The organism is Vibrio sp. SS-MA-C1-2 (genome assembly GCF_021513135.1).
Classification (GTDB): Bacteria; Pseudomonadota; Gammaproteobacteria; order Enterobacterales; family Vibrionaceae.
The window spans coordinates 1,431,219-1,457,352 of record NZ_CP090981.1 but is presented as its reverse complement, the minus strand read 5'-3'; the positions used below and the strand labels follow the sequence as shown (position 1 = coordinate 1,457,352).

Annotated in this window: 23 protein-coding genes; 10 read left to right on the top strand and 13 right to left on the bottom strand. The window is 38.1% G+C overall.

The annotated features are described in order from the left end of the window. Positions 1 to 25: 25 nt before the first annotated feature. Positions 26 to 700: a hypothetical protein gene (locus L0B53_RS11195; protein WP_235062114.1), complete on the bottom strand. Its 675-nt coding sequence runs from the start codon at positions 698 to 700 to the stop codon at positions 26 to 28. 548 nt (positions 701 to 1,248) lie between these two features. Here L0B53_RS11195 and L0B53_RS11190 point away from each other — a divergent pair. Then, positions 1,249 to 2,148, top strand: a complete 900-nt coding sequence (locus tag L0B53_RS11190; protein ID WP_235062113.1) for a lysine exporter LysO family protein — start codon at positions 1,249 to 1,251, stop codon at positions 2,146 to 2,148. 154 nt (positions 2,149 to 2,302) lie between these two features. Here the strand turns inward: L0B53_RS11190 and punR are convergent, their stop codons facing one another. Next, positions 2,303 to 3,202: a DNA-binding transcriptional activator PunR gene (gene punR / locus L0B53_RS11185; RefSeq protein WP_235062236.1), complete on the bottom strand. Its 900-nt coding sequence runs from the start codon at positions 3,200 to 3,202 to the stop codon at positions 2,303 to 2,305. Positions 3,203 to 3,311: 109 nt separating this feature from the next. Here punR and punC point away from each other — a divergent pair, with 109 nt between their 5' ends. Beyond that, on the top strand, positions 3,312 to 4,505 hold the full coding sequence (punC, locus tag L0B53_RS11180) for a purine nucleoside transporter PunC (protein WP_235062112.1): 1,194 nt from the start codon (positions 3,312 to 3,314) through the stop codon (positions 4,503 to 4,505). A gap of 174 nt (positions 4,506 to 4,679) precedes the next feature. On the opposite strand, the gene htpX is transcribed toward punC, so the two are convergent. After that, positions 4,680 to 5,564, bottom strand: coding sequence for a protease HtpX (gene htpX / locus L0B53_RS11175; protein WP_235062111.1), 885 nt, complete (start codon positions 5,562 to 5,564; stop codon positions 4,680 to 4,682). Positions 5,565 to 5,823: 259 nt separating this feature from the next. On the opposite strand from htpX, the gene L0B53_RS11170 reads away from it, so the two are divergent. Further along, positions 5,824 to 6,042: a hypothetical protein gene (locus L0B53_RS11170; RefSeq protein WP_235062110.1), complete on the top strand. Its 219-nt coding sequence runs from the start codon at positions 5,824 to 5,826 to the stop codon at positions 6,040 to 6,042. Between the two features lie 149 nt (positions 6,043 to 6,191). Here L0B53_RS11170 and ribA read toward each other — a convergent pair whose 3' ends face one another. Next, positions 6,192 to 6,791 (bottom strand): GTP cyclohydrolase II, encoded by a 600-nt coding sequence (gene ribA / locus L0B53_RS11165; protein ID WP_235062109.1) that lies wholly within the window; start codon positions 6,789 to 6,791, stop codon positions 6,192 to 6,194. 414 nt (positions 6,792 to 7,205) lie between these two features. Here ribA and L0B53_RS11160 point away from each other — a divergent pair, with 414 nt between their 5' ends. Then, positions 7,206 to 8,111, top strand: coding sequence for a manganese-dependent inorganic pyrophosphatase (locus tag L0B53_RS11160; RefSeq protein ID WP_235062108.1), 906 nt, complete (start codon positions 7,206 to 7,208; stop codon positions 8,109 to 8,111). A gap of 213 nt (positions 8,112 to 8,324) precedes the next feature. Here L0B53_RS11160 and L0B53_RS11155 read toward each other — a convergent pair whose 3' ends face one another. Further along, complete coding sequence (locus L0B53_RS11155) at positions 8,325 to 9,533, bottom strand: patatin family protein (protein WP_235062107.1); 1,209 nt, start codon at positions 9,531 to 9,533, stop codon at positions 8,325 to 8,327. Between the two features lie 695 nt (positions 9,534 to 10,228). On the opposite strand from L0B53_RS11155, the gene L0B53_RS11150 reads away from it, so the two are divergent. Both L0B53_RS11150 and L0B53_RS11145 read left to right on the top strand, forming a co-directional pair. Next, a complete protein-coding gene (locus tag L0B53_RS11150; protein WP_235062235.1) occupies positions 10,229 to 11,716 on the top strand; it encodes a sodium-dependent transporter in 1,488 nt (495 codons plus the stop codon). Beyond that, entirely contained in the window at positions 11,713 to 11,817 is a 105-nt protein-coding gene (locus L0B53_RS11145) for a MetS family NSS transporter small subunit (RefSeq protein ID WP_235062106.1), read from the top strand. Before L0B53_RS11150 ends, L0B53_RS11145 begins: the two co-directional genes overlap by 4 nt. 199 nt (positions 11,818 to 12,016) lie before the next feature. Here the strand turns inward: L0B53_RS11145 and L0B53_RS11140 are convergent, their stop codons facing one another. Both L0B53_RS11140 and L0B53_RS11135 read right to left on the bottom strand, forming a co-directional pair. Continuing rightward, positions 12,017 to 12,586 (bottom strand): acetate uptake transporter, encoded by a 570-nt coding sequence (locus tag L0B53_RS11140; protein ID WP_235062105.1) that lies wholly within the window; start codon positions 12,584 to 12,586, stop codon positions 12,017 to 12,019. A gap of 144 nt (positions 12,587 to 12,730) precedes the next feature. After that, positions 12,731 to 13,978, bottom strand: coding sequence for an iron-containing alcohol dehydrogenase (locus L0B53_RS11135; protein WP_235062104.1), 1,248 nt, complete (start codon positions 13,976 to 13,978; stop codon positions 12,731 to 12,733). A gap of 272 nt (positions 13,979 to 14,250) precedes the next feature. Here L0B53_RS11135 and L0B53_RS11130 point away from each other — a divergent pair, with 272 nt between their 5' ends. Both L0B53_RS11130 and L0B53_RS11125 read left to right on the top strand, forming a co-directional pair. Continuing rightward, the gene (locus tag L0B53_RS11130) at positions 14,251 to 14,514 is read left to right on the top strand and encodes a GrxA family glutaredoxin (protein ID WP_235062103.1); all 264 of its coding nucleotides are present in this window, start codon (positions 14,251 to 14,253) and stop codon (positions 14,512 to 14,514) included. A 922-nt stretch (positions 14,515 to 15,436) separates the two neighbouring features. Continuing rightward, complete coding sequence (locus L0B53_RS11125) at positions 15,437 to 17,119, top strand: aspartate:alanine antiporter (protein WP_235062102.1); 1,683 nt, start codon at positions 15,437 to 15,439, stop codon at positions 17,117 to 17,119. Positions 17,120 to 17,220: 101 nt separating this feature from the next. Here the strand turns inward: L0B53_RS11125 and tyrR are convergent, their stop codons facing one another. The 6 genes from tyrR to pspA all read right to left on the bottom strand — a co-directional run bounded on the left by tyrR (position 17,221) and on the right by pspA (position 22,988). Further along, on the bottom strand, positions 17,221 to 18,756 hold the full coding sequence (gene tyrR / locus L0B53_RS11120; RefSeq protein ID WP_235062101.1) for a transcriptional regulator TyrR: 1,536 nt from the start codon (positions 18,754 to 18,756) through the stop codon (positions 17,221 to 17,223). Between the two features lie 344 nt (positions 18,757 to 19,100). Next, complete coding sequence (locus L0B53_RS11115; RefSeq protein ID WP_235062100.1) at positions 19,101 to 20,147, bottom strand: YcjF family protein; 1,047 nt, start codon at positions 20,145 to 20,147, stop codon at positions 19,101 to 19,103. Further along, the gene (locus L0B53_RS11110) at positions 20,144 to 21,541 is read right to left on the bottom strand and encodes a YcjX family protein (RefSeq protein WP_235062099.1); all 1,398 of its coding nucleotides are present in this window, start codon (positions 21,539 to 21,541) and stop codon (positions 20,144 to 20,146) included. Before L0B53_RS11110 ends, L0B53_RS11115 begins: the two co-directional genes overlap by 4 nt. Positions 21,542 to 21,699: 158 nt before the next feature. Beyond that, entirely contained in the window at positions 21,700 to 22,080 is a 381-nt protein-coding gene (pspC, locus tag L0B53_RS11105) for an envelope stress response membrane protein PspC (RefSeq protein WP_235062098.1), read from the bottom strand. After that, positions 22,077 to 22,307 carry an envelope stress response membrane protein PspB gene (gene pspB, locus L0B53_RS11100; protein WP_235062097.1) on the bottom strand — a complete coding sequence of 77 codons (231 nt, stop codon included), beginning with the start codon at positions 22,305 to 22,307 and terminating at the stop codon, positions 22,077 to 22,079. The genes pspC and pspB overlap by 4 nt, the downstream gene beginning before the upstream one ends. 9 nt (positions 22,308 to 22,316) lie before the next feature. After that, positions 22,317 to 22,988: a phage shock protein PspA gene (gene pspA, locus L0B53_RS11095; protein WP_235062096.1), complete on the bottom strand. Its 672-nt coding sequence runs from the start codon at positions 22,986 to 22,988 to the stop codon at positions 22,317 to 22,319. Positions 22,989 to 23,321: 333 nt separating this feature from the next. Between pspA and pspF the strand changes: the two genes are divergently transcribed. Both pspF and sapA read left to right on the top strand, forming a co-directional pair. Further along, on the top strand, positions 23,322 to 24,437 hold the full coding sequence (pspF, locus tag L0B53_RS11090) for a phage shock protein operon transcriptional activator (RefSeq protein ID WP_235062095.1): 1,116 nt from the start codon (positions 23,322 to 23,324) through the stop codon (positions 24,435 to 24,437). A 34-nt stretch (positions 24,438 to 24,471) separates the two neighbouring features. Beyond that, complete coding sequence (gene sapA, locus L0B53_RS11085) at positions 24,472 to 26,133, top strand: ABC transporter substrate-binding protein SapA (protein WP_235062094.1); 1,662 nt, start codon at positions 24,472 to 24,474, stop codon at positions 26,131 to 26,133. Position 26,134: the final 1 nt, after the last annotated feature.

The following is a 26,134-nucleotide window of genomic DNA, read 5'->3' as shown; positions in this document are numbered from 1 at the left end:
AATTAATAATTAAATATTTAAATGATTAATTAAGTATTTCTACTTTCACAATGTCAGCACTCACATAACAACCACGACTCAACTCTTTTATATTGCTCGATTCTGATTTAACTAAACGCTGATGACAATTCACTGGGTAGCCAACATAACTTCCATGACTGACAGAATAAAGCTCTGCATTACTAAGAGTAAAATAGACTCGCTCTTGATGATTTAGTATCGATTGCTTAACATCTTTAGATACCACATGATGTGTGGAGTTTTCCTCAGTGTTAATTTTTTTCTTGTTATGCCAGTATTTTGAGTCATTATCAAAAACAACATAGTCATTAGGATCAGTAATTAGAGCCTGTTTACCTTGCTGTTCTTTTGTAATAGGCTGATTAGTGACTGCAATTGAGTTTTTAATAAAATAACCATCACCTGATTTTTCATTTAACTGATGCCACTCATCTTGAGTAAAAGTAGTATCAATATAATAAATATTATCATTATCTATATAGTGAGCGTACTCAGCAGTGAAATCATTATAACCATTATACTTAGGTGCATTAGTCATTAGCTGTTGAAACTTTTCAACGCTCATTTTTTGAGCATTGGTTGTGTTTACTTGGCTATCATTATTTGAATGGTTTGTTGTTTGGCAGCCAGCAAGTAATAATGTTGCAGAGATGCATGTTGTTAGAAGTACTTTTTTCATTTTTGCTCCTAACTTCAAATATAGACTCATCGTTATATTAGGTAAATATTATATTTGAAGTTCTTTATTACAATTTATAATTATTCATCCTTGTTGCTATATCTCCCTTTGGTTATCATTTTTATCTATTTTGATTATCACTGCAATTTATTTATATGGTTTTGTGATTCAAATTCCAGTTCCAATATTGAGGCCAATTAGTTAAATCACTCTAACTTATGAAATCAACTCTTTAACTTTATAATTTCATTGTAAAAATAAGGGGAGTTTTTAGTTGACGACAAGTAAATCACAGTCTATGAGCATATACCTAAAATAATTGGAGTTGCTAGTAGGTGGCAAGTGAGTGAGGTTCCATGAAAATGATTTTTCTATATAATTGGAGCTAACACAGTCAACAATCTAGTCGCTTCAAGTATGACGATGATATAGCAAAAAGCATCATAAATAGAAATGATTCGATATCAAATAAGTTAATGATTGACCAACTATTTAACTGACTGTTACCCTGAAATCACTATCCATCTATCAACCAATAAGCGACAATTATGTACACAGGGATGCTATACATTTTTTTACCACTGATTATTGGGTACCTCATTCCAATAAAACAAAAAAACCATCTTGAGCAGATTAATAGTTTAACTAGCCGACTGGTTTTTATCATTTTAGGTTTAATGGGACTAAGCCTTGCGAGCTTAGATAACTTAACCGAAAACCTCAACCAGATCCTCACTTATACATTAGTTTTCTTTAGCTGTATTACATTGGCCAACTTTGCAACCTTACCCCTGATCGATAAAATCATGCCGATGGATACCGAACAACATCATAAACAACTGCCTATTCTCACAATGGTAATGGAGTCGCTGAAATTGATGTTTGTTGTTATTGGTGGTCTATTTATTGGGCTATTTATTCCAGATCATCTGGGATGGGTTGATGCAGCCAGTGAAATGGTATTATTAATTTTACTTTTTTTAATTGGCATTCAGCTTAGAAATAGCGGTATGACACTAAAACAGATCATCTTAAATAAGCATGGTCTTGCGATCGCAGTGGTGATTATCCTTAGTTCTTGGATTGGTGGTTTAGTTGCTGCAAAATTTTTGTCTATTCCTTATAACCACGGTTTAGCGATGGCTTCAGGCTTTGGCTGGTACTCTTTAGCGGGAATATTAATGGGTGATGGATTGGGCCCCATTTATGGCGGTGCATCATTTATGAATGAACTCTTAAGAGAATTAGTGGCAATTGTGGTCATTCCTTTACTTATTCGCCGCTACCCTCATACCGCTATTGGTTATGGCGGCGCAACAGCAATGGATTTTACTCTTCCTGTTATTCAGAATTCAGGCGGCGTTCGCTGTATTCCTGTTGCAATTGTTAGCGGCTTCTTATTAAGCTTACTTGTTCCTGTTTTTATTCTCTTTTTCTTATCACTCTAATCAATATTTACACCTAAAATTATTGGCGTTGCTAGTAGGCGGCAAGTGAGTGAGGCTCCATGAATATAGATGTGCTATATAATTGGGGCGAACGAGTGTAGCCAACAACCTAGCAACTTCAAGTATGGAGGGTATAGACGTCGGATCAAAAAAGTTATAACCACTCATCTTGCAACTTTGAACTATCACCTAAATAGTTTAATAGCCACTCGATGGGTGGATTAATCTTGTCTAAATTCCAAGCTACACAACATGGACTATCAGGGCAAGGCACCGCTAACTCTTTCTCAACCACCAGCCCACTTGCAATCAATGGTTCAGCGATATGAGCAGGCATTACACCAATGCCTAATCCTGCATTAAAACATTGAATTGCACTATACCAATTAGGTACAGTCAAACGGCGTTGATTATCAAATAACCACGTATTTCGTTTTGGCAGCCGACGACTGGTATCTTCTAAAGTAATCGCTGGATATTGATACAGCTCATCTTCACGTAAAGGTTGTTGGTGGTGGGTTAATGGATGGTGTTGACTCACAACAAATTTCCATTTCAAATAGCCCATCTCACGATAAGCAAAGTTTCCACCAACAGGTATGGCTGTCGTTGCACCAATGGCTAAATCTACACGCTTATCTGCTAATGCATCCCAAACCCCATTAAATACTTCCATCGTAATGGAGAGTTCAACATTAGGAAATTGAAGATAGAAGTCCCGCACTAAAGCACTGACTCTATCCTCTCTAACCACATTATCTAATGCGAGAGAGACAGTATGCTCCCAACCATTTGCAACTCGCTGAGTTTGTCGACGAAGATCATCCATCGATTTCATCATTTTTCTTGCCTCTTTGACAAAGTAGTCTCCGGCAGGGGTTAACTTAACTTGTCGATGAAGCCTTTCAAATAAATTGACTGATAAACGCTCTTCAACCAATTTAACGGTATAACTAATTGCACTAGGTACTTTATGAAGTTCCTCTGCCGCAGCAGAAAAGCTTTCACGCCTAGCAACCACGTCAATAACTTGTAATTCTTGATATGAAAACATACGCATCAAATTTTTTGAAACCATGCATCAAATAATACTGTTTCACACGGGAAACATCTAGCCCTAGAATAGCGCCGATTATAATTAATAATGAAAAGAGTATGATTTAATGAGAGTAGCAATAAACACATTTACTTTTATCTGGTTTGCTGGTTTGAGCATGTTAGGTTTTATCGCCACTGATATGTACCTTCCAGCGTTCCATTCTATGCAACAAAGTTTAATGACAGATAAAAGCATGATCGGCTGGACAATGAGTATCTTTTTACTTGGTATGGCACTCGGTCAATTGGTCTATGGTCCGTTATCAGATCGTATTGGTCGTAAAAAAGCACTAATTTTTGGTTTAACCCTTTTTGCTATTACGAGTTTTGTTTGTGCGACAACTGAATCTATCTATGTTCTTCTGACAATGCGATTTTTTCAAGCATTGGGGGCATGTAGTGCTGCAGTTATCTGGCAGGCTGTTGTTATCGACCGTTACGATAGTATTCAAAGTCAGCGTATCTTTGCGACTATCATGCCACTTGTTGCGCTATCACCAGCGTTGGCTCCACTTTTAGGTTCATTCCTTGATGCTCACTTAGGCTGGCGATCAATCTTTTATACTTTAATTGGACTTGGTGCTTTATTAGCTTTAGCAACTGCTTTCCAGCCAGAATCTTTACAGAAAAAAGCCATTTCTCAATCTTGGTTTAAGCAGTTAAAACAAGATTATCGTGAAATCTTCAGTTCAAGCAATTTCAAAGGTAACATGCTGATTTATGCGGGCTGTTCTGCAGCATTCTTTGCATGGTTAACAGGTTCACCATTTGTCATGTCTGCGATGGGCTATTCTGGTGCAGATATTGGCTTAAGCTATATTCCACAAACAATTGCATTCATTATTGGTGGTTATGGTTGTCGTTCTTTATTAAATAAAATTGAGGGACCAAAACTTCTCCCTTGGCTATTACTTGTTCTAGCGGTAAGCATCTTATCAATGGTGGCGATTGCATTAACTCAACCAACAACCATTGTTTTAGTGTTAATTCCATTTTGTGTCATGGCAGCATGTAATGGTGCTATCTACCCGATTGTTGTTAACCAAGCCTTAAGCGAGTTTAAACACTGTAGTGCAACGGCAGCGGGATTATTAAATGTCCTACAGACACTGTTAAGTTTTGCTGCAAGCGCGTTAGTTTCTAGTTTAGCTAATACCGGTTTAATCGGTGTGACATTCGTAATGGCAGGGCAATTACTGTTTATTACTTTTGGTTTCTCGCTATTTAAAAAAGGACGTAAACAAGCGGCTATCGCTTAAACTTACCCCCAACTGATAACGATGAATCAAATAAAAGGCCACCTATTACTGTTCGAAATTATCGCTCAGTTTAGGTGGCCTTTTTAGAACCAAATAACAGAATCAATTTAAATGGTAATTGATCATTTCAGTTGTATTGGTACTCTTCTCTTTAATACTGTTTACACTCTTTAATTAAAGATGATCTTCATTACGTAATGCATTAATACGCTTATCAAGAGGTGGATGGCTCATAAATAGCTCACTTAAAGAGCGCTTACCATTAATACCGAATGCCATCATAGAGCCTTCTAATTGAGGTTCGTGACTTATCTTTAAACGCTCAAGTGCAGCGATCATCTTCTGCTTACCAACCAAATGAGCAGAACCTGCATCGGCTTTATATTCACGGTAACGGCTAAAGTACATCACGATTGTGCTTGCTAAGAAGCCAAACAAGATTTCCATGATAGAAGAAACAATAAAGTAAGTTATATAGCTACCGCCACTCTCTTCACCATCATCGTTATTGCTCATCACACCACTAACAAGACCAGCAACTAAGCGAGCAATAAAGATGACAAAGGTATTAACGACACCTTGAATCAACGTCAATGTCACCATGTCGCCATTAGCAATATGACTAATCTCATGAGCTAATACTGCTTCTGCTTCATCACGCGTCATGTTTTGCATCAATCCAGTTGAAACAGCAACTAAAGCTTCATTCTTTTTTGCACCGGTGGCAAAAGCATTGATATCCGCTGATTGATAAATCGCAACTTGAGGCATACCAATACCAGCTTGCTGAGCCTGTCTTGCTACCGTTGTCATTAACCAATGTTCCGTCTCATTTCTTGGTTGTTCAATCACTTGACCACCAACAGAGCGAAGAGCCATTGATTTGGACATAAAGAGTGAAATCAACGATCCACCAAAACCAAATATAACGGCCATCACCAGTAAACCAGATAAGCTACCAGCTTGAATGCCAGTAAAAGCATAGACAATATTTAATACGATACTGAAAACAATCAATACGGCAAAATTGGTCGCTAAAAATAGAGCGATACGTTTCATAGCTGTTTATATCCTTTCATTAATCATTGGTAATCAACTAAATGTTTTATTACCGGTTATCTCACCCTGCTATAATATAAAGGCTCAGAAGTAATACAAGAGAATGTAGCATTTTGTTACGTTTCTTTAATGAATTAAGGAAGTTTTTTATTTTATAGCAAATACTGATATAATTTCACCTTTATGAATAAGGTTTATTTTATTAATGAATCAAGTAAGCATATAAACCTTATAACCACTTTTAATATAGTGAAACTTTATGAGCGATAATAACGACAATATTTATCAGAAGTTCATGGAAAAATATCAGTTATCTGGTACTGAATCGGCGAAGGTACTTGGGATTAAACCAAGTAAATTTAGTGAGTTTAAATCGGGTGCTAGAGAGAGTAGAACCTATATTCTTCACCATATTGATACATTTTTTGCGCTCAATGATGAGATTGCACAAGAGATAATAAAGCAAAGACTTAAATAATATCAATCTACGCGCTAAAAAATAGAAAAGCCTCTGATTAATAACTCTATTCTGTCTATTAATCAGAGGCTTTTTTTGTCTTTAACTGTTCGTATCATCAAATTTATGACGAATAAAATGAAATGAGACAAGGTGAATAAAGTCGTCGCTTATTCATCGATATCAAGATCGTGATGACCGTGAGACTTTTTCGCCTTTAAATAACCTTCATTACCGTCTTTAATATGGACACCTGTACCAACAACCTCTTCAATCTCAATTCCATACTCTTGAATTTCAGTGATTTTTTTAGGGTTATTGGTGATTAAACGAATTTTATTGATGCCCATCGCTTTAAACATTTGCGCCGCTTCAGAGAAATCTCGTAGATCATCCCCAAAACCTAAATGATTATTCGCTTCATAAGTATTCATTCCTTGGCTCTGTAGCTGATAAGCATCAATTTTATTATAAAGACCGATACCACGCCCTTCTTGGCGTAAATAAAGTAGCACACCACCCTCTTGGCCCATACGCTCAATGGTTTCATCAAGCTGTTCGCCACAATCACAACGAGATGAGTGGAATACATCACCGGTTAAACATTCAGAGTGCATTCTAACTAGAGGGGCAGCTTCACTATCCGCGCCTTTAAAAACCATCGCAATATGTTCTTTATCTGATGACAACCCATGAAAAGATGCAATCTCAGCAGGAATGTGGCTGCGCTTTCCAACTTTTAATCCAATGCGCGCTCGTACTTTTGCCATATCTGTTTATACTCATTCTCAATAAAATTTATGCTAGGGCGATTATAAAATAAAACCCACTCATTTTCTTCTTAATGTTATCAAGGCTATTAAGACAATCTAATCAGCACGTTTTTTCTCTCAAATAAAAATAGCTCATCCATATCATGAGACAGAAAAACGTAGTCAAAAATAGCGGTTAATGTAACTATATTAATTAAGGAAAATAAGAGGGTTAAGCATATTCATTACTCATGATCCCAGCGATTATGCTCTCTATTATATTTTCCTTTTTACCAGATCGTTAGTTTTTTTTACTCTTTTTTTGTTAAGTTAATATTTATTTTCCGTAAAAGTGATTACAATAGTTAGGTGATATTGACTCCAAGCTGAGAGAACATTAACTCAGAAACTAAGAATTGAAAGGAAAAAACGATGATCCAAGTGGTTGGTCACAAAAACCCAGATAGTGATAGTATCTGTTCTGCACTTGTTGCAACAGAACTTCTTAAAGCACGCGGCCTAGAAGCAAAAGCTGTTCGTCAAGGCGAGTTAAACCGTGAAACTCAGTTTATATTAAACAAAGCTGGTGTAGAACAGCCAGAGATGTGTCACGGTGTTGCTGGGCAATCTGTTTGGCTTGTTGACTATTCAGACCTATCTCAAGCACCTGACGATATCGCTGATGCAGAAATTTTAGGTATTGTTGATCACCACCGTTTAGGTGATGTGACGACAACTCATCCATTAGAAGCATGGATTTGGCCTGTAGGTTGTACTTGTACTATTTTATTTAATCTATTCAAAATGGAAGAAGCGACAATCACTCGTGAATTAGCAACATTAATGATGTCTGCAATTTTAAGTGATACCGTTGGTTTTGCTTCTCCGACTTGTACGCAAAAAGATAAAGATGCAATCTACGAGTTAGCTCCCATTGCTGAAGTCACTGATCTTGATCTATTCATCAAAGAGCTACTTATTGCAAAGACCGATATTGAAGGTTTAACTGCGACTCAACTTGTTGATAAAGATCTTAAAGGTTATCCGTTCAATGGTCGTGACGTTATTGTTGGTCAAATTGAATTAGCAACACTAGAGCAAGTTGATGGCATGATCGCAGAGCTACACGCAGATCTAGAGCGTCGTTGTAAGGAAGAAAACTTTGCTTTTGCTGCACTAATGCTAACAGACATTACCACGAGCACAACTCGCCTGCTATTCTGTGGTGAATGGGCTGAGAAACTGGCTTCTCATGTTGTTGATGGCCAGCTAATGATGGAAAATACCCTAAGCCGTAAAAAGCAGGGTTGGCCTTGGCTACAAGAAATATTAGCGTAAGACATATTAAATAAGAGGCTTATACCTAAAATAATTGGAATTGCTATTAGGTGGCGAACGAACGTAGTCAACAACCTAGCAACGCCAAATATAAAGGGGATAAACTGCTTTAGTTAGCGCGCTGAAAACCAATTAAGCTCAACGATAATCATTGTATCGTTGAGCTTTTTTCAATATCACAACACTTATCCATGATCATTACCCCCCTCCTCATTAAATAACAGTATTAGGTTGAAGAACCGAAGAGAGAATGTGTAAAAAATTTTCTCCCACATCTTTACCTAACTGATAATCTAGATCTAACCACATAGATTGACTAAGCAGTGCTCGACTCTGTAACTCTGCAGAAGGAGCTAACTCAATTATCGTTAAATCATCGGGTGGGTTAAGTAGAAACTGTTGTGTCTCACGATAACTTACATAGTGGACCCAAAGCATGTCCAAAAAATCTGCCATCGCTGGACGATTATTTAAAACAGCGAGACGATAAATTTTATCTTGACCAAATAGCCAACGCTCCCCATTTAACAACGCTTGTTCAATAAATTTAGGCGTTTGAGGGATCGGTATAGGCTCACTATTCTGTTTTTTTTGCTCGCCTTGAAACTGTTCCATCTTCTGGCTTAACTCTTGATGAAAGCGCTGCCAGCGTGTTAGGTTATCACTCAAGTTTAAACGTTTTAAATAGTTAGGAAGATGTTGTTCAAACTGATGTTGTAATTGTTGAATAAATTCTAAGTCCCCATCGTATTGATTAGCAGGTTCTGTACGAACAACCACAATGATATTCGCGCCTTGCTTATAGGCTTCTTGCGCTGGAATTCCAGCAGATACGCCTCCATCAATCCAGCTGTAGCCTCTCATATTGACGGGTTCAGGGTAGAGAATCGGAATCGCACTGGTCGCCTTGAGCACCTCTTGCCAATCGCTTTGATAAAGAGGGAAATAATGATCATGTAGAGAATCCACACGAGTCGCACTAGCAAAGGCTTTTTTTCCTTTCAAAACCTGTCGTGCAGTGGAAACATCAAGAGCAAATTCCCCTGCCTGTTGACTCAGACCAATAGCCCAATCTAAATCCATCGCTTGGTTATGGCGAATAAAACGAAATAGATCAAAGAAACGCTTATCGCCAATCACTTCTCGTATAAAGCGATAGCCGTACCCTTGCTGTCTCGATAAGAAAGCACTCAAATTTAATGCACCTGCCGATGTTCCAATATAGAGTTCAAAGGGATCAAATTGTTGCTCTAAAAAAGTATCCAGAACACCGGCAGTAAAAATACCCCGCTCACCGCCACCTTGAGTCACCAATGCAACTTTTTTTGGTATTGCTCCTCTCTCTTCTTTTAATTTTGCAAGGGTGTTGAGCAGCTCAACTGTTTTTTGATCTTTTTCAGTAATAACTACTCTTTGTCCCATCCGATATACTCCGATCAAATATCTAAGATTTACTCACCTAATAATCTAAAGTTAAGCGACTGAAACTTCAAGCATTATGAGAGGCTATCGTTAATTAAAAAGCGTTAATAGACTATAAATACCGATTGATAATAGAGCTGCAGTAACGATAATAAGTGCAATTTTAAGATCACTATCTAACATTATATTTCCTTATATCAACGTTAATCAATTGAGAATACATGTCGTCTTTGAGTGGACGTTGCTAGGTTGTTGGCTATAGCCATTCGCCCCTACCATATAATTCATGGGACCTCATTCACTTGCCGTCGACTAGCAACTTCAATTACTTTAGGTATATATGAGTAAGAATAAAAGGAGGACGATCACAATATAAAATGAATTGAATCGAAATAACCATTCAACGTTTATCTCAGACTCTTTTGTCTTATTTTTAATATTCAATAGAAATAACAATAAATAAGAGAACAATAAAGACAAACTAAAAATCAATAAATACACAGTGTACTCCACCACCATTCTTCCTATTACAAACCAAGTTACCTTTTATTGCTGAGGACTCCATCACATTAAACTAAACGACCATTTTTTCTCAAAAATTAGACATTATTGATCTCGACACTTCAGCTCGTTAACCTTAGTTTTTCACCTAATATTCTGGTCAGAAAAAAAACAAATATAAGGATATAACTATGATAAAACGAGAACAGTGGGGCTCTCGGATCGGCTTTATTTTAGCCGCTGTTGGATCTGCAATTGGATTAGGGAATATTTGGCGCTTCCCTTATATGGCTTATGAAAATGGAGGTGGTGCGTTTTTTATTCCTTACTTGGTTGCAATGCTAACCGCTGGCATTCCCTTTATGATTATTGAGTTTGGATTAGGTAATAAGTTTCGCGGTTCTGCACCTAAAATCTGGAGTAACATTCACAGTAAATTAGAGTGGCTAGGTTGGTTTCAGGTCTTTATTGCTGCCGTGATTGCTGTTTATTATATCGCGATTATTGGCTGGTCTATCTCATTTTTTGGCTTTGCTTTCAATCAAACATGGGGAACAGATACTAATGCCTTCTTCTTTGGTCAATATTTAAAGTTAGGGGATGGTCACTCGCCAAGTCAGTTAGGCTCAATTCAAATCCACATCGCACTGCCGATGGTTTTAGCTTGGGGAGTAACTTTTATTGCGGTGTTTAGAGGGGTTAAATCAGGTATTGAGCGTGCAAACAAGATCATGATGCCTCTGCTCTTCTTAATGATCTTAGCGCTAATTTTACGGGTTCTATATTTACCTGGAGCCATGACCGGATTAAATTATCTGTTTGAACCTGATTTCGATAAGATTTGGGATATCAACGTTTGGGCCGCTGCTTATGGACAAATATTTTTTACTCTTAGTGTCGGTTTTTCCATAATGCTAGCTTATTCCAGTTACCTTCCTGACAAATCAGATATCAATAATAACGCCTGTATGATCGTATTGATCAATTGTGGTTTCTCTATCATATCTGGGGTCTTAATTTTTGCCGTTTTAGGCTATATGGCGCAAGATCAAGCTAAACCTATTACTGATGTTGTCAGTGCTGGTGTTGGGTTAGCTTTTGTCACTCTGCCTGAAGCAATAAACCTTCTTCCTATCCCTTATGTTTTAGGTCCTTTACTCTTTTTAACCTTAATGATGGCAGGACTCAGCTCGCATATTTCAATCACTGAAGCGGTGGTTTCTGCGATCATGGATAAAACGGGCTGGCAGAGAAAGAAAGTCGCTTTCACCACCTGTGGCGTAGGCCTTGTTGTCTCATTAGCCTTTGCTTGTAATGGTGGTCTGTTATTACTTGATTTAGTCGACTATTTCATTAATAACATTGCGATTCTAACCAGCTGTTTAGTTGAGCTCATTCTTATTGGTTGGGTATTTAAAAATATTGATATCCACAATTATGTTAATCAACAATCGGAATTTACATTGGGTCAAGGTTTTGCGCTCTGCTTCCGTTTTATTAGTCCGTTGATCTTAACGTTTATCGTTATTAGTAAATTTGTCAGTACCATCTCAACTGGTTATGGCGGCTATGACCATTTAGACTTACTCATTTTAGGTTGGGGAGTCCTTGCAGTGATGTTACTGGTTGGACTATTTATCAACTCAACAACCAAACCGATTACCATGGAGGAAGAAATATGACAACTAGCGCAATTGTGATGATGTTCATTGGATTGGGGGTGACTTGGGGCGGTGCAGTTTACTGTATTAGGAAGGCGATGCGCTCATCAATAAAATCCTAACATCTCATTTTGACGATAATTAAAGACCAAAAGTTTAACGCTAAAAGAAAAAATGGCGAACTGAATACGTTTAATATTATTCATATTCGCCATCTTTATTCATTACTTCACTATTATTGATAGATAACAGTGGATATCACGGCTTTACCGGTTATTAATCAACTTATACTTCAAGTAAGAAGGGAGTAAGTCGCTTAAATTACTTCTTTAGTTCACCAATTGGTAGCACAGTACGACCTAGCTCACCATTGATTACAGTTGCAACTGCTAAATAAATAGCACTTGCTCCACAAATAATACCTTCAAAACCAGCGATACGACCAATTATTGCGCTACCAGTAAACTCACTTAGAGCTAATAGTGCAAAAAGAACCGTCAAGCTTGCAAAAATAAATTGTTTTGCACGAGGTAAACGTAATGTACCAACAAACATAAATGCAGTGAAGATGCCCCACATTAACAGATAGAAACCCATGCCTGTCGCAGATGTCGCTGCACCAAGACCTAATTCAGGAAGAAAAATTAAAGCAACAAGAGACAACCAAAATGCGCCATAAGAAGTAAATGCGGTTGTACCAAAAGTGTTACCTTTACGGAATTCTAGGATACCAGCGATAATTTGTGCAATACCGCCATAAAAAATTCCCATAGCAAGAATCATTGAATTCAAAGGCATGAATCCAGCATTGTGGATATTAAGTAGAACAGTTGTCATCCCAAATCCCATTAAACCTAAAGGACCAGGATTTGCATATTGGTTGGTTGACATGTGAAACTCCATAAAAATTGAATAATTAAAATATCTGCGCATAAGCAAGCGCGTCATTATTCATTTTATTGCACAAGAGTCAACCAATTATTCCAATATTCAATAACAAGAATGAAGTTTTACAATAGTTGTAAATCAGCTAGACTAAATGTTACCAAGTTGTGGCGTTGAATCATGGTTTATCACTTGATCTTTTTTGCACTGTTGAGCACTACTTTGTTCTTGATTTCGTTCAAATGGACACAAAATTGAAGCCTGTTGTAGAATGTTTTTTAAACGTTGTTGATTTAATGGAATCGGATTTCCTCGAATAGCATTCGCTCTAAGTGCATCATTAGCGACTTGATCTAAATTGACTTCACACAAGCCATACTCCACTAAAGTACCTAACTCTAACCGTTTTAATAATCGCGATGTCCATAAAATACAATCATCAACATCAGCATCCATGCGTCCGGTCAACAACACGGATAATTGACGGTAGCGATTTAAAATATCGCTTCTCCCTGCTTCTGTTGCTGCATCAATGTTCTCTTGCATGACATAAGGCGATAACTCTGCTGTGATCAGGCCATGTGGTGCTGATATACGTCCCCCTAATGAAGATGCAAGGGCATGAGCAGCTCCTAATTTAGCATTTGTAAGCGCCATTCCACCTAACATTGCCACAAAAGACATATCAGATCTCGCTCTAGGATTATCATCCTCACAAGCAAGCAGTATCGCAGAAGAGAAACGTCTTAATCCTTCTTCGCAAATCATATCAGTAATTGGATTTGGTTCACCGCAAACATAAGATTCAACCAAATGAACAAAGGCATCCATCCCTGTTCGCCCACTAAGGCTCTTATCCATACCATAAGTTAATGTAGGGTCAATAATCGCTAAATTAGGTAGCATTTCGGGGTTTCGAATACTGACCTTTACATTTTCTTGTGCTGATTTCAAGACCGCATTTTGTGTGACTTCTGCTCCGGTTCCTGCTGTCGTTGGAATCGCGATAAACGGAAGCGGTTCTGCTCGTAACGGCATATTTCGCCCAACAACTTCAATATAGTCATACACACTACCTTGATTGGGAATTAACCCCGCAAGGGCTTTTCCCGCATCAATCACGCTTCCACCGCCAATCGCAATTATCATTTCTGGGTTTAGTTTACGTCCTTTTGCTGCTAGCTCTTCAATCATTGCAATCATAGGTTCACCTAAAATGGCAACCTGTTGATAACGAATATTTTGTTGTTTAAAGTAGCGAATAATTGACTCACTACGTTGACTATCTTCTCCTGTTAACAATAATGCGCTATAACCAAATTGGTTTAATAAGGTTAATGAGTTATCAAGCGAGCCTTCGCCAAAAACAATTTTTGTTGATGTCATAAATTGAAACATAGCTATCCTTAAATGTTTTAATACCCTTTTGACTTGAAACAGCTCAGTTGTTAGTTACATCATTAACCTATTAACAGTTTTAATAACTAAAGGGTACTTAGTAAATATTAAGTCCTATGCACTACCAATCATAAATTCCAACCTCTTAACTGCTGTTTTTTAGCTGAAAATAGATTAATTGGTTTTATCTATTAAATTAAAAGGCAGTGCCTACTATAATATTAGACCCATCTAGGGCATAGTAAGACTATTATATGTAAGGAGATTAAAAAATGTTTGTCGTTATTTTTGGCCGCCCAGGCTGCCCATACTGTGTACGTGCAAAAGATCTAGCTGAAGACTTAAAACAGAGCCGTGAAGATTTTAATTATCGTTATGTTGATATTCATGCAGAAGGTATCTCTAAAGCAGATTTAGAGAAAACAGTTGGCAAACCTGTAGAAACCGTTCCACAGATTTTTGTTGACCAAGATCACGTTGGCGGTTATACCGAATTTGAAGCTTATGCAAGAGAGAACTTAGGTCTTTTCCAATAAGCTTAATGACTTAATCGTAATGTTGAATTAACCTAACCTTACGATATGCCTAAAGTCATTGACGTTGTTAGTCGGTGGTAAGCAAGTACGACCCCATAAGTATAGGTGGACTATATGATTGAGGTGAACGAGTGCAGCCAACAACTTAGCGACTTCAAGTATGAAGGGTATATACCTAAAATAATTGGTGTTGCTAGTAGGCGGCAAGTGAGTGAGGCCCCATGAGTATAGGTGTGCTATATGATTGGGGTGAACGAGTGTAGCCAACAACCTAGCGACTTCAAGTATGAAGGGTATATACCTAAAATAATTGGTGTTGCTAGTAGGCGGCAAGTGAGTGAGGCCCCATGAGTATAGGTGTGCTATATGATTGGGGTGAACGAGTGTAGCCAACAACCTAGCGACTTCAAGTATGAAGGGTATATACCTAAAATAATTGGTGTTGCTAGTAGGCGGCAAGTGAGTGAGGCCCCATGAGTATAGGTGTGCTATATGATTGGGGTGAACGAGTGTAGCCAACAACCTAGCGACTTCAAGTATGAAGGGTATATACCTAAAATAATTGGTGTTGCTAGTAGGCGGCAAGTGAGTGAGGCCCCATGAGTATAGGTGTGCTATATGATTGGGGTGAACGAGTGTAGCCAACAACCTAGCGACTTCAAGTATGAAGGGTATAGTTATTTAAACTCAAAATGGTAGGTAAATAAGCATTTTTATTTCTCTACCATTTTTTCACATCAACTATTCTACAAATCAGCAACACTTCTTGAAAAATAATCACTTAAATAAAACACTTCTATTTTAATCACGTTTTTTACCAGAAAACTGACAAAAAATAGTGGCTTTATCAAGATATCAAGCATACCCTACTCGCAAATTTGTCCTATTATTTATTTTACTCTAACCATTCTGGACCACTGCTTTGAATATTGATATTGGCGCACTACTACACCAAAACAATACCCTACTACTTTTTGTTGTTCTCACTTTAGGGCTCTCTATCGGAAAGATCCGTTTAGGAAGTGTTCAATTAGGAAGCTCAATTGGTGTTTTAATTGCCGCACTGTTAATGGGAAATCTGGGCTTTCAATTTGATGCCGAGTCACTCTCTATTGGCTTTATGTTATTTATCTACTGTGTTGGCATTGAAGCTGGCCCTAACTTCTTTGGTATTTTCTTCCGTGACGGTAAGCATTATCTTATCCTCTCATTAACCGTCATTCTTTCTGCTGTGGCTCTAACAATAGGATTATCGCACTACTTAGAGTTAGGCATTGGTATCTCAACAGGGATGATGGCAGGAGCATTAACGGCGACACCTGTATTAGTCGGTGCAAAAGATGCATTAAACTCTGGGTTATTAAACTCAGCAGGACAACAACAACTCGCCTCTATCATTAATGATCTAAGTGTCGGTTATGCGATGGCTTATTTGGTCGGCTTGGTCAGTCTAATTATGATGGCTCGCTTACTACCAAAATTACAAAAAGAGAGTTTAGAAGACAGTGCTCAACAGATCGCCAGAGAACGTGGTCTTGATGCATCCAGCAAGCGTAAGGTTTATCTCCCAATTATTCGCGCTTATCGAGTCGGTGAAGATCTTTTAAAATGGACGGATGGGAAAAATTTAAGAGAGCTCGGAATCTATCGTCAAACTGGCTGTTATATTGAACGTATTCGACGCAATGGTATTTTAGCTCACCCAGATGGTGATGCCATTTTGCAACAAGGCGACGAAATCGCTTTAGTTGGCTATCCTGACAGCCATGCTCGCTTAGACCCAAGCTTTAAGAATGGCAAAGAGGTATTTGATCGCGATCTGCTCGACCTCCGTATTGTTGATGAAAGTATTGTCGTGAAAAATGATAATATTTCCGGTAAACGTCTCTCTGAGTTGAATTTGTCTGATTATGGTTGTTTCTTAAATCGAGTCATTCGTGCCCAAATTGAAATGCCTCTTGATCATAATATCGTGTTAGATAAAGGAGATATCCTGCAAGTCAGTGGCGAAAAATCTCGCGTATTAGCGCTAGCAGATAAAGTGGGATTTATCACTATTCATAGTCAAATCGCTGATCTTCTTGCCTTCTGTTCATTCTTCATTTTTGGCTTATTAATGGGAACCGTCACCGTTACTTTTGGTCAATTTAGTGTTGGGTTAGGAAATGCTGCCAGTCTATTAATCGCGGGGATTACATTAGGATTTCTACGAGCAAACCACCCGACATTTGGCTATGTCCCTCAAGGAGCATTAAACCTGCTCAAAGACTTTGGTTTGATGGTGTTTATGGTTGGGGTTGGCTTAAGTGCTGGAACCAAGCTATTAGATTATTTACCATTAATCGGTGTCGATGTTTTAATTGGCAGTTTACTCATCAGTATTGTTCCTGTATTAATTGCCTATTTGGTTGGTGCTTATATCTTAAAAATGAATCGCGCATTACTCTTTGGTGCCATGATAGGTGCCCGAACTTGTGCTCCAGCGATGGATATGATCAACCACTATGCACGTAGCTCGATTCCTGCTTTAGGTTATGCAGGAACCTATGCCATCGCCAATGTCTTACTTACCTTTGCTGGAACCTTAATCATTATTTTCTATTAAGATTGAATGCAGACAGATACTGGAAGATCAATGACAAGGATGTCAGATCTCACTGTTCAGATATTTAAAACTTTGAAGACCTTAAATATCTCGTCATTTATCTATTTCTTATTTATCCCATACTCACGTAGTTTATTGGCAATCGCAGTATGAGAAACACCTAACCGTGTTGCTAACTTTCGTGTTGATGGGTAATTTTTATAAAGATTACTCAGTACACTTCTTTCGTGCCTTTTCATTATATCATCAAGAGAGCCATCAATATTATCTGACGTTGTCGAACTAATAGTGTCAACATCCGGTAACTGAATATGTTCAACACGCATGACATCATCGGTAAGTTGCGTTAATGCTCGGTAAATAACATTTTTTAACTGTCGAACATTGCCTGGCCAAGAGTAATGACTAAGGAAATCAACTAACCCTGCATCCAACCTTGGTTGTTTAATTTTCATCTCTAGGCTAATTTGACTAATAAAGAGATTTAACAGAGATTCAATATCACTCGCACGCTCTCGAAGTGGTGGAATTGTTAACGTTAATACATTTAAACGATAAAAGAGATCTTCACGAAATTTCTGTTGCATAACCAATTCAGTTAACTGCTTTTTAGTTGAACAGATCACTCGGACGTTGACATGAATTTCATGTTCTTCACCGACACGACGGAAAGTACTATCTTGCAAAAAACGAAGTAACTTCTCTTGTAGGTGTGATGACATCTCCCCCACTTCATAAAGAAACACCGTCCCACCATCGGCTTGTTCAAAAATGCCTTTCTGTACCACACCATCTTGAATGGAACCAAAAATCTCACTTTCTGCCGCAGAATCGGGCATTGATATACAGTTTAAGACTAAAAAAGGCGAGCTTCTGCGCTCTGAACGTTGATGGCAAGATCGAGCCAACATCTCTTTGCCGGTTCCTGTCTCACCTTGAATTAAAAGAGGAGCATCAAATAAAGCTAGCTTTTTCGCTTGATTGATCAATTGAAAATGTCGATTGGAGTTACCAACAAAATGTTCAAAGCCCAAATTAATATCTGGATTAATCATATATTGGCTCGTTGCTTTTTGAGCGTTTACAGGCTTGAGAGTGATGATAATATTCGCTAAAACTTTGTGCTGACTCTCTTCATCGATAAATAGTGGTCGCGCTGTTAATAAGTAGTCTTCCCCGGCAACTTCTGTCGCATAAGACTCACTCTTCACTAACTTAGAATCTAACCAACGGGCAAACTGAGGTTGAGGAATATAATGCTGGATCATTTTACCGATAATCTGTTGTGGACTCTCTGTGAAGGCCTGACAAGCAGCGAGATTAACAAACTCTATTTTGCCACTCGGTGTAATAGTGAAAACAGGCTCATTAAACGTATTTAAAAGTAGCTCAACGCCGGCCTTATCACGCTCAGAAGGCATAAACACGACTTTCTTAACATCATTAACACCTGGGATTAAACGAATGGCTGACATTAAATGACTAAAGAGATCAAAATCAATTTCAGGGAAGTGAATATAAACAATACCTTGTGAATTGACTTCCATTCCCAATAGATCGATCTGTTTTTTGACTAGAAGCTCGAGCAACTCTTGAGCTAAGCCTAAACGTTGAGTACAAAAGACTTCCAGTTTCATTTATTACCACCACAACACAATGTTACACATTAGAGTAAACCGTCAACAAATATTGACACCTTAGTAAATTGTGCGATAGCGATAGATCATCGTCAAGCCATTCTCTTTGTTTTTATCGATGAAAGAGAGCTAAACCACAAATAATGGGCTCTTGTTCACTTAATTGCATTGAAATTAAGCAATTAACGCATTTATTAGTAACAAAGTACTGTTACTCTACCCAAAGTAATTAGAGCGGCGAGTCGGCTGCAAGTGAATGAGGCACCATGAATATAGATTAACGATATGATTGAGGTGTATGAGTGCAGCCAACAAGCAAACAACTTCGAGTAAGAAGGGGATATCTATTCTACATCATGCCGCTTTTTAGGTACTAACTGTCCAATTAATTGCTTTCTAATATCACTCAACTTCGGTTTATTCTCAGAGAGCCATGGTAGAGGACGAGTCAGTCCCATTGCTTTATAACCTAAACGTGCGGTCAATAGACCCACACCGACGCCTTGTGCGACACGAGTTGATACCCGCCCAACCACATCCATTGAGACCATATCCATACCAACATCAGCCACCAGATCAGAGACCCCAACAAAAGCTAAATTAACCATCACTAAACGGAACAGTCGAATACGAGACCAATAACCGAGTTCAACGCCATAGACCTGAGCGATCTTTTCAATTAAAACAAAATTACGCCATGCAACCAATAAAATATCCAAGATTGCCAATGGGCTAACGGCGACCATCATCGCTGATTCATTGGCATATTTAGTGATCATTTTTTGCGCCAATTTATCTTGTTGACTGACAACAAAATCATCATAAAGGGTAATGACTTCATGGTCTGTGTGACTATCTATTACAGCATGTTGCCAACGGTCAAACCCTACATTTTCTGGAGAAACACCTCCCTGTTGAGCTAACTTTCGGCAAAAAGCCTGAGCAGAACCTAATCCATCTTTCTCTAATAATTTTTCGGCTTCATCTCGTTCATTTTGACGCTGTTTTAATCGACGGAGTCCTATTAACTCTTTAACTATCGCCGCAGCACCTGCCATGGCAAAAATAGTACAGATCCCAGCCCAACCCAAAGATAACCAGCTCTGTTCTTGAATAGCCGTAGAGACATAGCTCACCAATTCGGCAATTGAAAGCCCAACACCGGCAACCAATGAAAAACCGATCCACTTTTTCCAACGACTAGGCTTCTTATGTTGACTTAAAAATTGAGCGAGTTCTTCCTCAGCTTGACTCTCGCTTTCTGTTTGTACTTCAACTTCAAATTGTTGCTTCTCATTAAATATTTGGTTACCGGCTAACTCTTCAGGTTCTTTAGGGCGAGAGCTAAACTGCTGTTGCTCGAATAACTGTTGCTCTTTCAATTCGGTCATACTAATTTATCCCCTAATAAAAACTGTAAAACTTTATCAATTCGGTAATGAGGTAACGGCTCATCATGTTGATAAGGCAGCGGTCTAAAGCTATTAAACTTAAATCCTTGTGCATTCCAAAATGCCTGACTAGGTAGTCGTTTCGGCACATCTCCAGGATAAACCGTTAATGGGAGACCTTGTAAACTAGTCCCTCGAATAGCGGGAACCGGTTTTCCTTGCTGATCAACATATCCAGCTTGAGTCGCTGCAATAGAGGCAATGCTTTGACACTCCATTTTGATCCCTTCAAACGAGGCGGTATTCCATGCTTCTTGAGTCATCTGTTGTAATAAACTGACTAAATTACTATGTTGATCGGGAGTAATATGGTCAGCTTTAGTCGCCGCAAACAGCAACTTATCAATTTTAGGTGAAAATAGACGGCTTAATAATGAACTGCGGCCATATTTAAAGCTCTGCATGAGTTGCTCTAAAGCTTGTCTCATATCATTAAAGGCTTCAGCACCACTATTTAAAGGCTGAAGACAATCGACTAAAATAATCTGGCGATCAAACTGAGAAAAGTGTTGATTATAGAACTGTTTCACTACCTTTTTTTGGTAATGACGATAACGTTTATTTAAGATCCCATACATGCTCTCTTTATCCGCTTTAGCCAATTGATCTTCGCTGTATTGTTCAAGCCAAATAAAGGGGAAAAATTGCAATACGGGTGCCCCTTCTAACTCTCCAGGAAGCACAAAACGTCCCGGCTGAACCCAATGAAACTCGCCTTTATCTTTACAGTCATGAAGGTATTGGGTAAATAGTGCAGATAGTTCAGCAAGTTTAGATTCATCGACTGCCGCTAAAGGGTCGAAATCTTTACAAGCTTCTAACCATGGTTGAGCATATTGACCTCGACCACCAGCAAGAAGCTTTTGTTGTTGTTTAGACCAAGTGAGATAATCTAAATCTAACAATGGAAGATCTAATAACCACTCTCCAGGATAATCGACAATATCAACATACAAAGTAGAAGTATCTTGCAGATATTTCAGTGCTCCTGATTTTGCTTTATAACGAAGAGCAAGTCGGATCTCACTAACATCACGAGTGGGTTTTGGCCATTCAGGTGGATCTTTTCTCAATGAATTCATTGCTGAATCATAATCAAAACGAGGAGTACAGAGATCAACTTGAGGAATACGTTTAGCCCCAATCAATCGTTTATCTCTCGTAGGAGCAAAAAGCGGCAATTGTGAATGACGACTACTATGAAGAAGTTGATTAACTACTGAGGTAATAAATGCTGTCTTTCCTGCTCGAGATAGCCCTGTCACAGCTAATCGAATATGTCTATCGAGTCCTCGGTTAACGATATTATTTATCTCATTAGTGATACTTTTCATTGTCATTCCTAAATTGCGCTAAAATAAACATGCTCAATAGTAAAAGCCCAGCATCTTGCTGAGCTTTCTATACCCTTCATACTTGAAGCTGCTAGGTTGTTGCCGTCGCTCGTTCACCTACTAACAACTCCAATAATATTAGGTCTAGTTTAATTATATTATAAGTTCTTAAACTCACGATTAACTTGGAATGAAGTTGACGTTACATAACGCTCAATTTGGCGCACTGAATCTTCAACATCATTTAATACTTTTTCTGTTTGCTGTAATGATTGCTGTGGTGTATTACCATTTTGCCATGGCTTTTTCTTCACCGTATGTTGACGTTGATACTCTGTTTGAGAGTACTCCTCTTCGGGCATTTTATCTAACATCAAACTGGCAACAATGTAAGCCAAAATAACAATAAAACTTCCCCCTAGCAAAAGGGCACTAATGGCTAAGATTCTGACTAGCCAGACTTCAATACCCAATTTAGCAGCAATCCCTGCACAAACCCCTTTAATTTTGCCATTTTTTGTGTCGCGATATAGATTCATTTCCGTCTCCAATCTGGCACTTCAGCATCTAAAATCTTCTCTAAGGATTGAACACGTTGCTGCATCATTTCTGCTTTTTCTGTTAATGATTGCAACTTTTCATAATCTTCGTTATTTAATCCTTTTCCCATCTTATTTTGACTACGGTAGTAAAGCACTAACCACAGTGGGGCGACAAAGATGAAAAAGACCATTAATGGTAGTGCAATCATAATCCCCGTTGACATAACAACTCCTTATTTATCCGTCGATGATTTCATTTTAGCTTTCAGTTTCTCGAGTTCTTTCTCGATCTCATCTTGAGCTTCTAATTCTGCAAATTGATCTTCTAATTTTTGCTCTTTACCCAAGCTATAACTATCAGCTTCTGCTTCTAAATCATCAATTCTACGCTCATATTGGGCAAATTTCGCCAGTGCTTCGTCAGTTTTATTGGTATCTAGGTGACGTCTGACATCTTTACGATTACTTGCTGCTTTGTGTCGTATAATTAGAGACTGTTGACGGGCACGAGTTTCATCTAATTTACCTTCAAGCTCATTAATTTCAGTTGTTAATTTATTAATAGTCTCGGCTAATAATGTATGTTCTTGTTCCAGTGTTTCTAATGTTTCACTCATTTTTTGCTTTTCAATCAAGGCTGCTCGTGCCAGGTCTTCACGTCCTTTTTGAATAGCAAGTGATGCTTTGTCCTGCCAAGTTGACATCTGCTTTTGGTAATAATCTATTCGACGTACCAGTTCTTTTTGATCGGCTAATGCTTTTGCCGACGTAGAGCGAACTTCAACTAATGTGTCTTCCATTTCTTGGATTATCAAACGTACCATTTTTTGAGGATTCTCAGCTTTATCAAGTAGAGAGGTGATGTTTGCATTTATAATATCGGTAAAACGTGAAAAGATGCCCATGATAATTCTCCTAACTATTTTTATCATTTTTAATTATTTTAAGATTCAGATTTTGAGAATGAAAGATAATCATCTGTAATCTGTAACTACAAATACTATATAGCAGATTACATGCCAACTTTTAAAACCATTTGTTATCAATAATTTATAGATTCACATGAATTCAGCCAATAAAAAAATGCTCTATAAAACCAATTTATGGTAAAAAAAACCATTTATTGGTTAAATTAACATTAATGCCATTTAAACTGATTGAAAGCTTCACAATAACAGCGTAATTTGAATCGATAATACGTGAAAAAACTCAAATCGTTTTCATTAACAGAGAAGATTATGGCAAAATTAGATAACTTACTTGGTGAGTCTGAAAGCTTTTTAGCGATTTTAGATGATGTATCCCGATTGGCTAAACTCAACCGCCCGATTCTGATTATTGGTGAACGCGGTACGGGTAAAGAACTCATAGCAAAGCGTTTACACTACTTATCAAAACGTTGGGATCAGGCATTAATTACCATCAACTGTGCCGCATTGAGTGAAGGTGTCTTAGATTCTGAACTATTTGGTCATGAAGCGGGATCATTTACAGGAGCAAAACGTCGACACCAAGGGCGTTTCGAACGAGCTCAACATGGTTCTCTATTTCTGGATGAGCTGGCAAACTCCCCTTTAGCCGTACAAGAGAAGTTATTGCGTGTGATTGAATATGGTGAGTATGAACGTGTAGGCGGGAACCAAACCTGCTTTGCTGATGTTCGTCTTATTTGTGCGACTAATGCAGACCTTCCTGAAATGGTTGAAAAGGGGAAGTTTCGTGCTGATCTACTTGATCGCCTCGCTTTTGAAGTAATTCATATCCCCCCATTAAGAGAACGAAAAGAAGATATTTTATTACTCGCTGAACACTTTGCGATTAATTTATGCCAAGAGTTAGATCGAGATTACTTTCCCGGCTTTACCCTACTGGCAAAACAGCAACTTTTATCTCATCACTGGTCAGGCAATGTTCGTGAATTAAAAAATGTTGTCGAGCGCTCTCTCTTTCGTCATGAGCCAGAACAGATGGTTGAGACCATTACCATTAATCCTTTTAACTCTTCGAACCCAGTTCCCCAAGCAAACGCGCTTAGCACAAATATCCTTAACGCTGATATTCTTAAAACCAATAGCCCCGATTTATCTCCAGAAAAGACAGTGATGAATGACGATTCAACTCGCATCAAAACCAGTCACACTTATCCCCATTCATTAAGTTATCAGCAACCGGAATTACCTATTGATTTAAAAAAGCATATTCAACAGCAAGAAATTGAGTTAATCAAATTTGCATTAAATGAGGCTCGCTATAATCAAAGAATTGCCGCTGAATCGCTAGGATTGAGCTATCATCAATTAAGAGGATTATTACGAAAACATCAATTAGTTGGCGATGGTAATAGTGATAGTTAAAGATAAGTAATTAAATAGACCTCAAGGTAGGAAAATGGAAAATAAAACGAGAAATAGAGCAACAACTTTCATTCATACTTCCATTTTCCGGTTTTTTATTGCTGTTTATAGTTTACTGTTATTAACAGGCTGTAAAGAGTCAGAGCCTAATCAACATGTCAAAGAACGGGGATTTATTTACTGCACTCAAGGTATCCCAAACACCTTTAATCCCCAGTTAGTCGATGGGGGGATTGTTATCGATACGTTATCACTTCAATTATATAATCGTCTACTCGACTTCGATCCAGTGACACTTCAGCCAACGCCGTCATTGGCAAAAAGTTGGGAGGTATCCTCCGATGGCTTAACCTATACTTTTCAACTTCGTCAAAATATCACCTTTCATACGACACCGTGGTTTAAACCAAGCAGGTACTTTAATGCTGACGATGTCGTTTTTTCATTTCAACGTATTCTTGATAATAAAAGCCCTTATCATAATATTTCAGGTGGTCGCTACCCATGGTTTGAAAGTGTCGGATTAACCACTCTGATCAAGAACGTTACCGCTTTAGATGAAAATCATGTTCAATTTCAATTAGAGGAGGCGAATAATAGCTTCCTCTCTAATCTTGCAACTCATTTTGCCGTTATCCATTCACAAGAGTATGCTCAACAAATATTACGAACTGGGCGTGCTAATGATCTTGATAATAAGCCGATCGGAACAGGACCTTTTAAGTTAGATGACTATCAACAAGGTTACCTTATTCGCTTAAAAAGGCATTGGGGGTACTGGCAGCAATCGGTTTCTCTTGAGCAAGTCGTTATCGATATTTCAGCCAGAGGGACTGGATCATTAGCGAAATTGATCCGTCATGAGTGTGATGCTTTGGCTTCCCCTCTGGCTAACCACTTACCGACCATTAATCAAAGTGAAGACATCACTTTAGTTTCTGCGCAAGGATTAAACACAGCCTACTTAGCATTAAATACTCAGCACCCAATATTAAAAAAACATCAAGTTAGAGAGGCTATTCAGCTGGCGATTGATAAACAAGCCCTCATTAATTCAGTTTTTTATCGCCACGCTTCGGTGGCCAGTTCATTGCTTCCATTAGAACGCGCGATTGATAATATTCAATCCATTGATATCCGATCAAATATCGCTCATGCTAAACAATTAATTGATGATGCAAATATTAAGAAACCGATTAACCTTACTCTTTGGTACCCGATAGATTCTAGACCTTATAATCCACAACCCAAAAAAGCAGCTGAAATAATCCAACAACAGCTAGCCAAAATAAGTATTAATGTCACCATTAAAGGTATTAATTTATCAACATTAAGCTTAAGCCATAAGAATAAAGATCATGATATGACATTAAGCGGTTGGATTGCTGATAATAATGAACCTGAAAATTTTTATCGTCCACTTTTAGCATGCCCGACTAAAAAGAGTAGCCTTAATTATGCCAATTGGTGCCAACCAAAATTTGACCAATTGTTGAATAAAGCGATTACCACAACCTCAACAACAGAAAAAAATCATCTTTATCGTCAAGCAGAAAAGATAATTTCACAAGATATCCCTATCATCCCTCTTGCGCATGGATTACAATTTCTCACCTATAATAATTCAATCAAAGGGTTAACAATGAGTCCATTAGGTACAAACTCATTTGTTACGGTTTCTCGGAGTTTCGAGTAAT

What these genes read in the sequence shown, in the direction of transcription:
- L0B53_RS11145 (WP_235062106.1), top strand. Translation starts at nt 11,713, where the DNA reads ATGACAACTAGCGCAATTGTGATGATGTTCATTGGATTGGGGGTGACT.
- L0B53_RS11170 (WP_235062110.1), top strand. Translation starts at nt 5,824, where the DNA reads ATGAGCGATAATAACGACAATATTTATCAGAAGTTCATGGAAAAATAT.
- L0B53_RS11190 (WP_235062113.1), top strand. Translation starts at nt 1,249, where the DNA reads ATGTACACAGGGATGCTATACATTTTTTTACCACTGATTATTGGGTAC.
- pspA (WP_235062096.1), bottom strand. Translation starts at nt 22,988, where the DNA reads ATGGGCATCTTTTCACGTTTTACCGATATTATAAATGCAAACATCACC.
- punR (WP_235062236.1), bottom strand. Translation starts at nt 3,202, where the DNA reads ATGTTTTCATATCAAGAATTACAAGTTATTGACGTGGTTGCTAGGCGT.
- L0B53_RS11115 (WP_235062100.1), bottom strand. Translation starts at nt 20,147, where the DNA reads ATGACCGAATTGAAAGAGCAACAGTTATTCGAGCAACAGCAGTTTAGC.
- pspC (WP_235062098.1), bottom strand. Translation starts at nt 22,080, where the DNA reads ATGAATCTATATCGCGACACAAAAAATGGCAAAATTAAAGGGGTTTGT.
- L0B53_RS11110 (WP_235062099.1), bottom strand. Translation starts at nt 21,541, where the DNA reads ATGAAAAGTATCACTAATGAGATAAATAATATCGTTAACCGAGGACTC.
- L0B53_RS11155 (WP_235062107.1), bottom strand. Translation starts at nt 9,533, where the DNA reads ATGGGACAAAGAGTAGTTATTACTGAAAAAGATCAAAAAACAGTTGAG.
- pspB (WP_235062097.1), bottom strand. Translation starts at nt 22,307, where the DNA reads ATGTCAACGGGGATTATGATTGCACTACCATTAATGGTCTTTTTCATC.
- ribA (WP_235062109.1), bottom strand. Translation starts at nt 6,791, where the DNA reads ATGGCAAAAGTACGAGCGCGCATTGGATTAAAAGTTGGAAAGCGCAGC.
- L0B53_RS11160 (WP_235062108.1), top strand. Translation starts at nt 7,206, where the DNA reads ATGATCCAAGTGGTTGGTCACAAAAACCCAGATAGTGATAGTATCTGT.
- punC (WP_235062112.1), top strand. Translation starts at nt 3,312, where the DNA reads ATGAGAGTAGCAATAAACACATTTACTTTTATCTGGTTTGCTGGTTTG.
- L0B53_RS11130 (WP_235062103.1), top strand. Translation starts at nt 14,251, where the DNA reads ATGTTTGTCGTTATTTTTGGCCGCCCAGGCTGCCCATACTGTGTACGT.
- tyrR (WP_235062101.1), bottom strand. Translation starts at nt 18,756, where the DNA reads ATGAAACTGGAAGTCTTTTGTACTCAACGTTTAGGCTTAGCTCAAGAG.
- pspF (WP_235062095.1), top strand. Translation starts at nt 23,322, where the DNA reads ATGGCAAAATTAGATAACTTACTTGGTGAGTCTGAAAGCTTTTTAGCG.
- htpX (WP_235062111.1), bottom strand. Translation starts at nt 5,564, where the DNA reads ATGAAACGTATCGCTCTATTTTTAGCGACCAATTTTGCCGTATTGATT.
- sapA (WP_235062094.1), top strand. Translation starts at nt 24,472, where the DNA reads ATGGAAAATAAAACGAGAAATAGAGCAACAACTTTCATTCATACTTCC.
- L0B53_RS11135 (WP_235062104.1), bottom strand. Translation starts at nt 13,978, where the DNA reads ATGTTTCAATTTATGACATCAACAAAAATTGTTTTTGGCGAAGGCTCG.
- L0B53_RS11195 (WP_235062114.1), bottom strand. Translation starts at nt 700, where the DNA reads ATGAAAAAAGTACTTCTAACAACATGCATCTCTGCAACATTATTACTT.
- L0B53_RS11140 (WP_235062105.1), bottom strand. Translation starts at nt 12,586, where the DNA reads ATGTCAACCAACCAATATGCAAATCCTGGTCCTTTAGGTTTAATGGGA.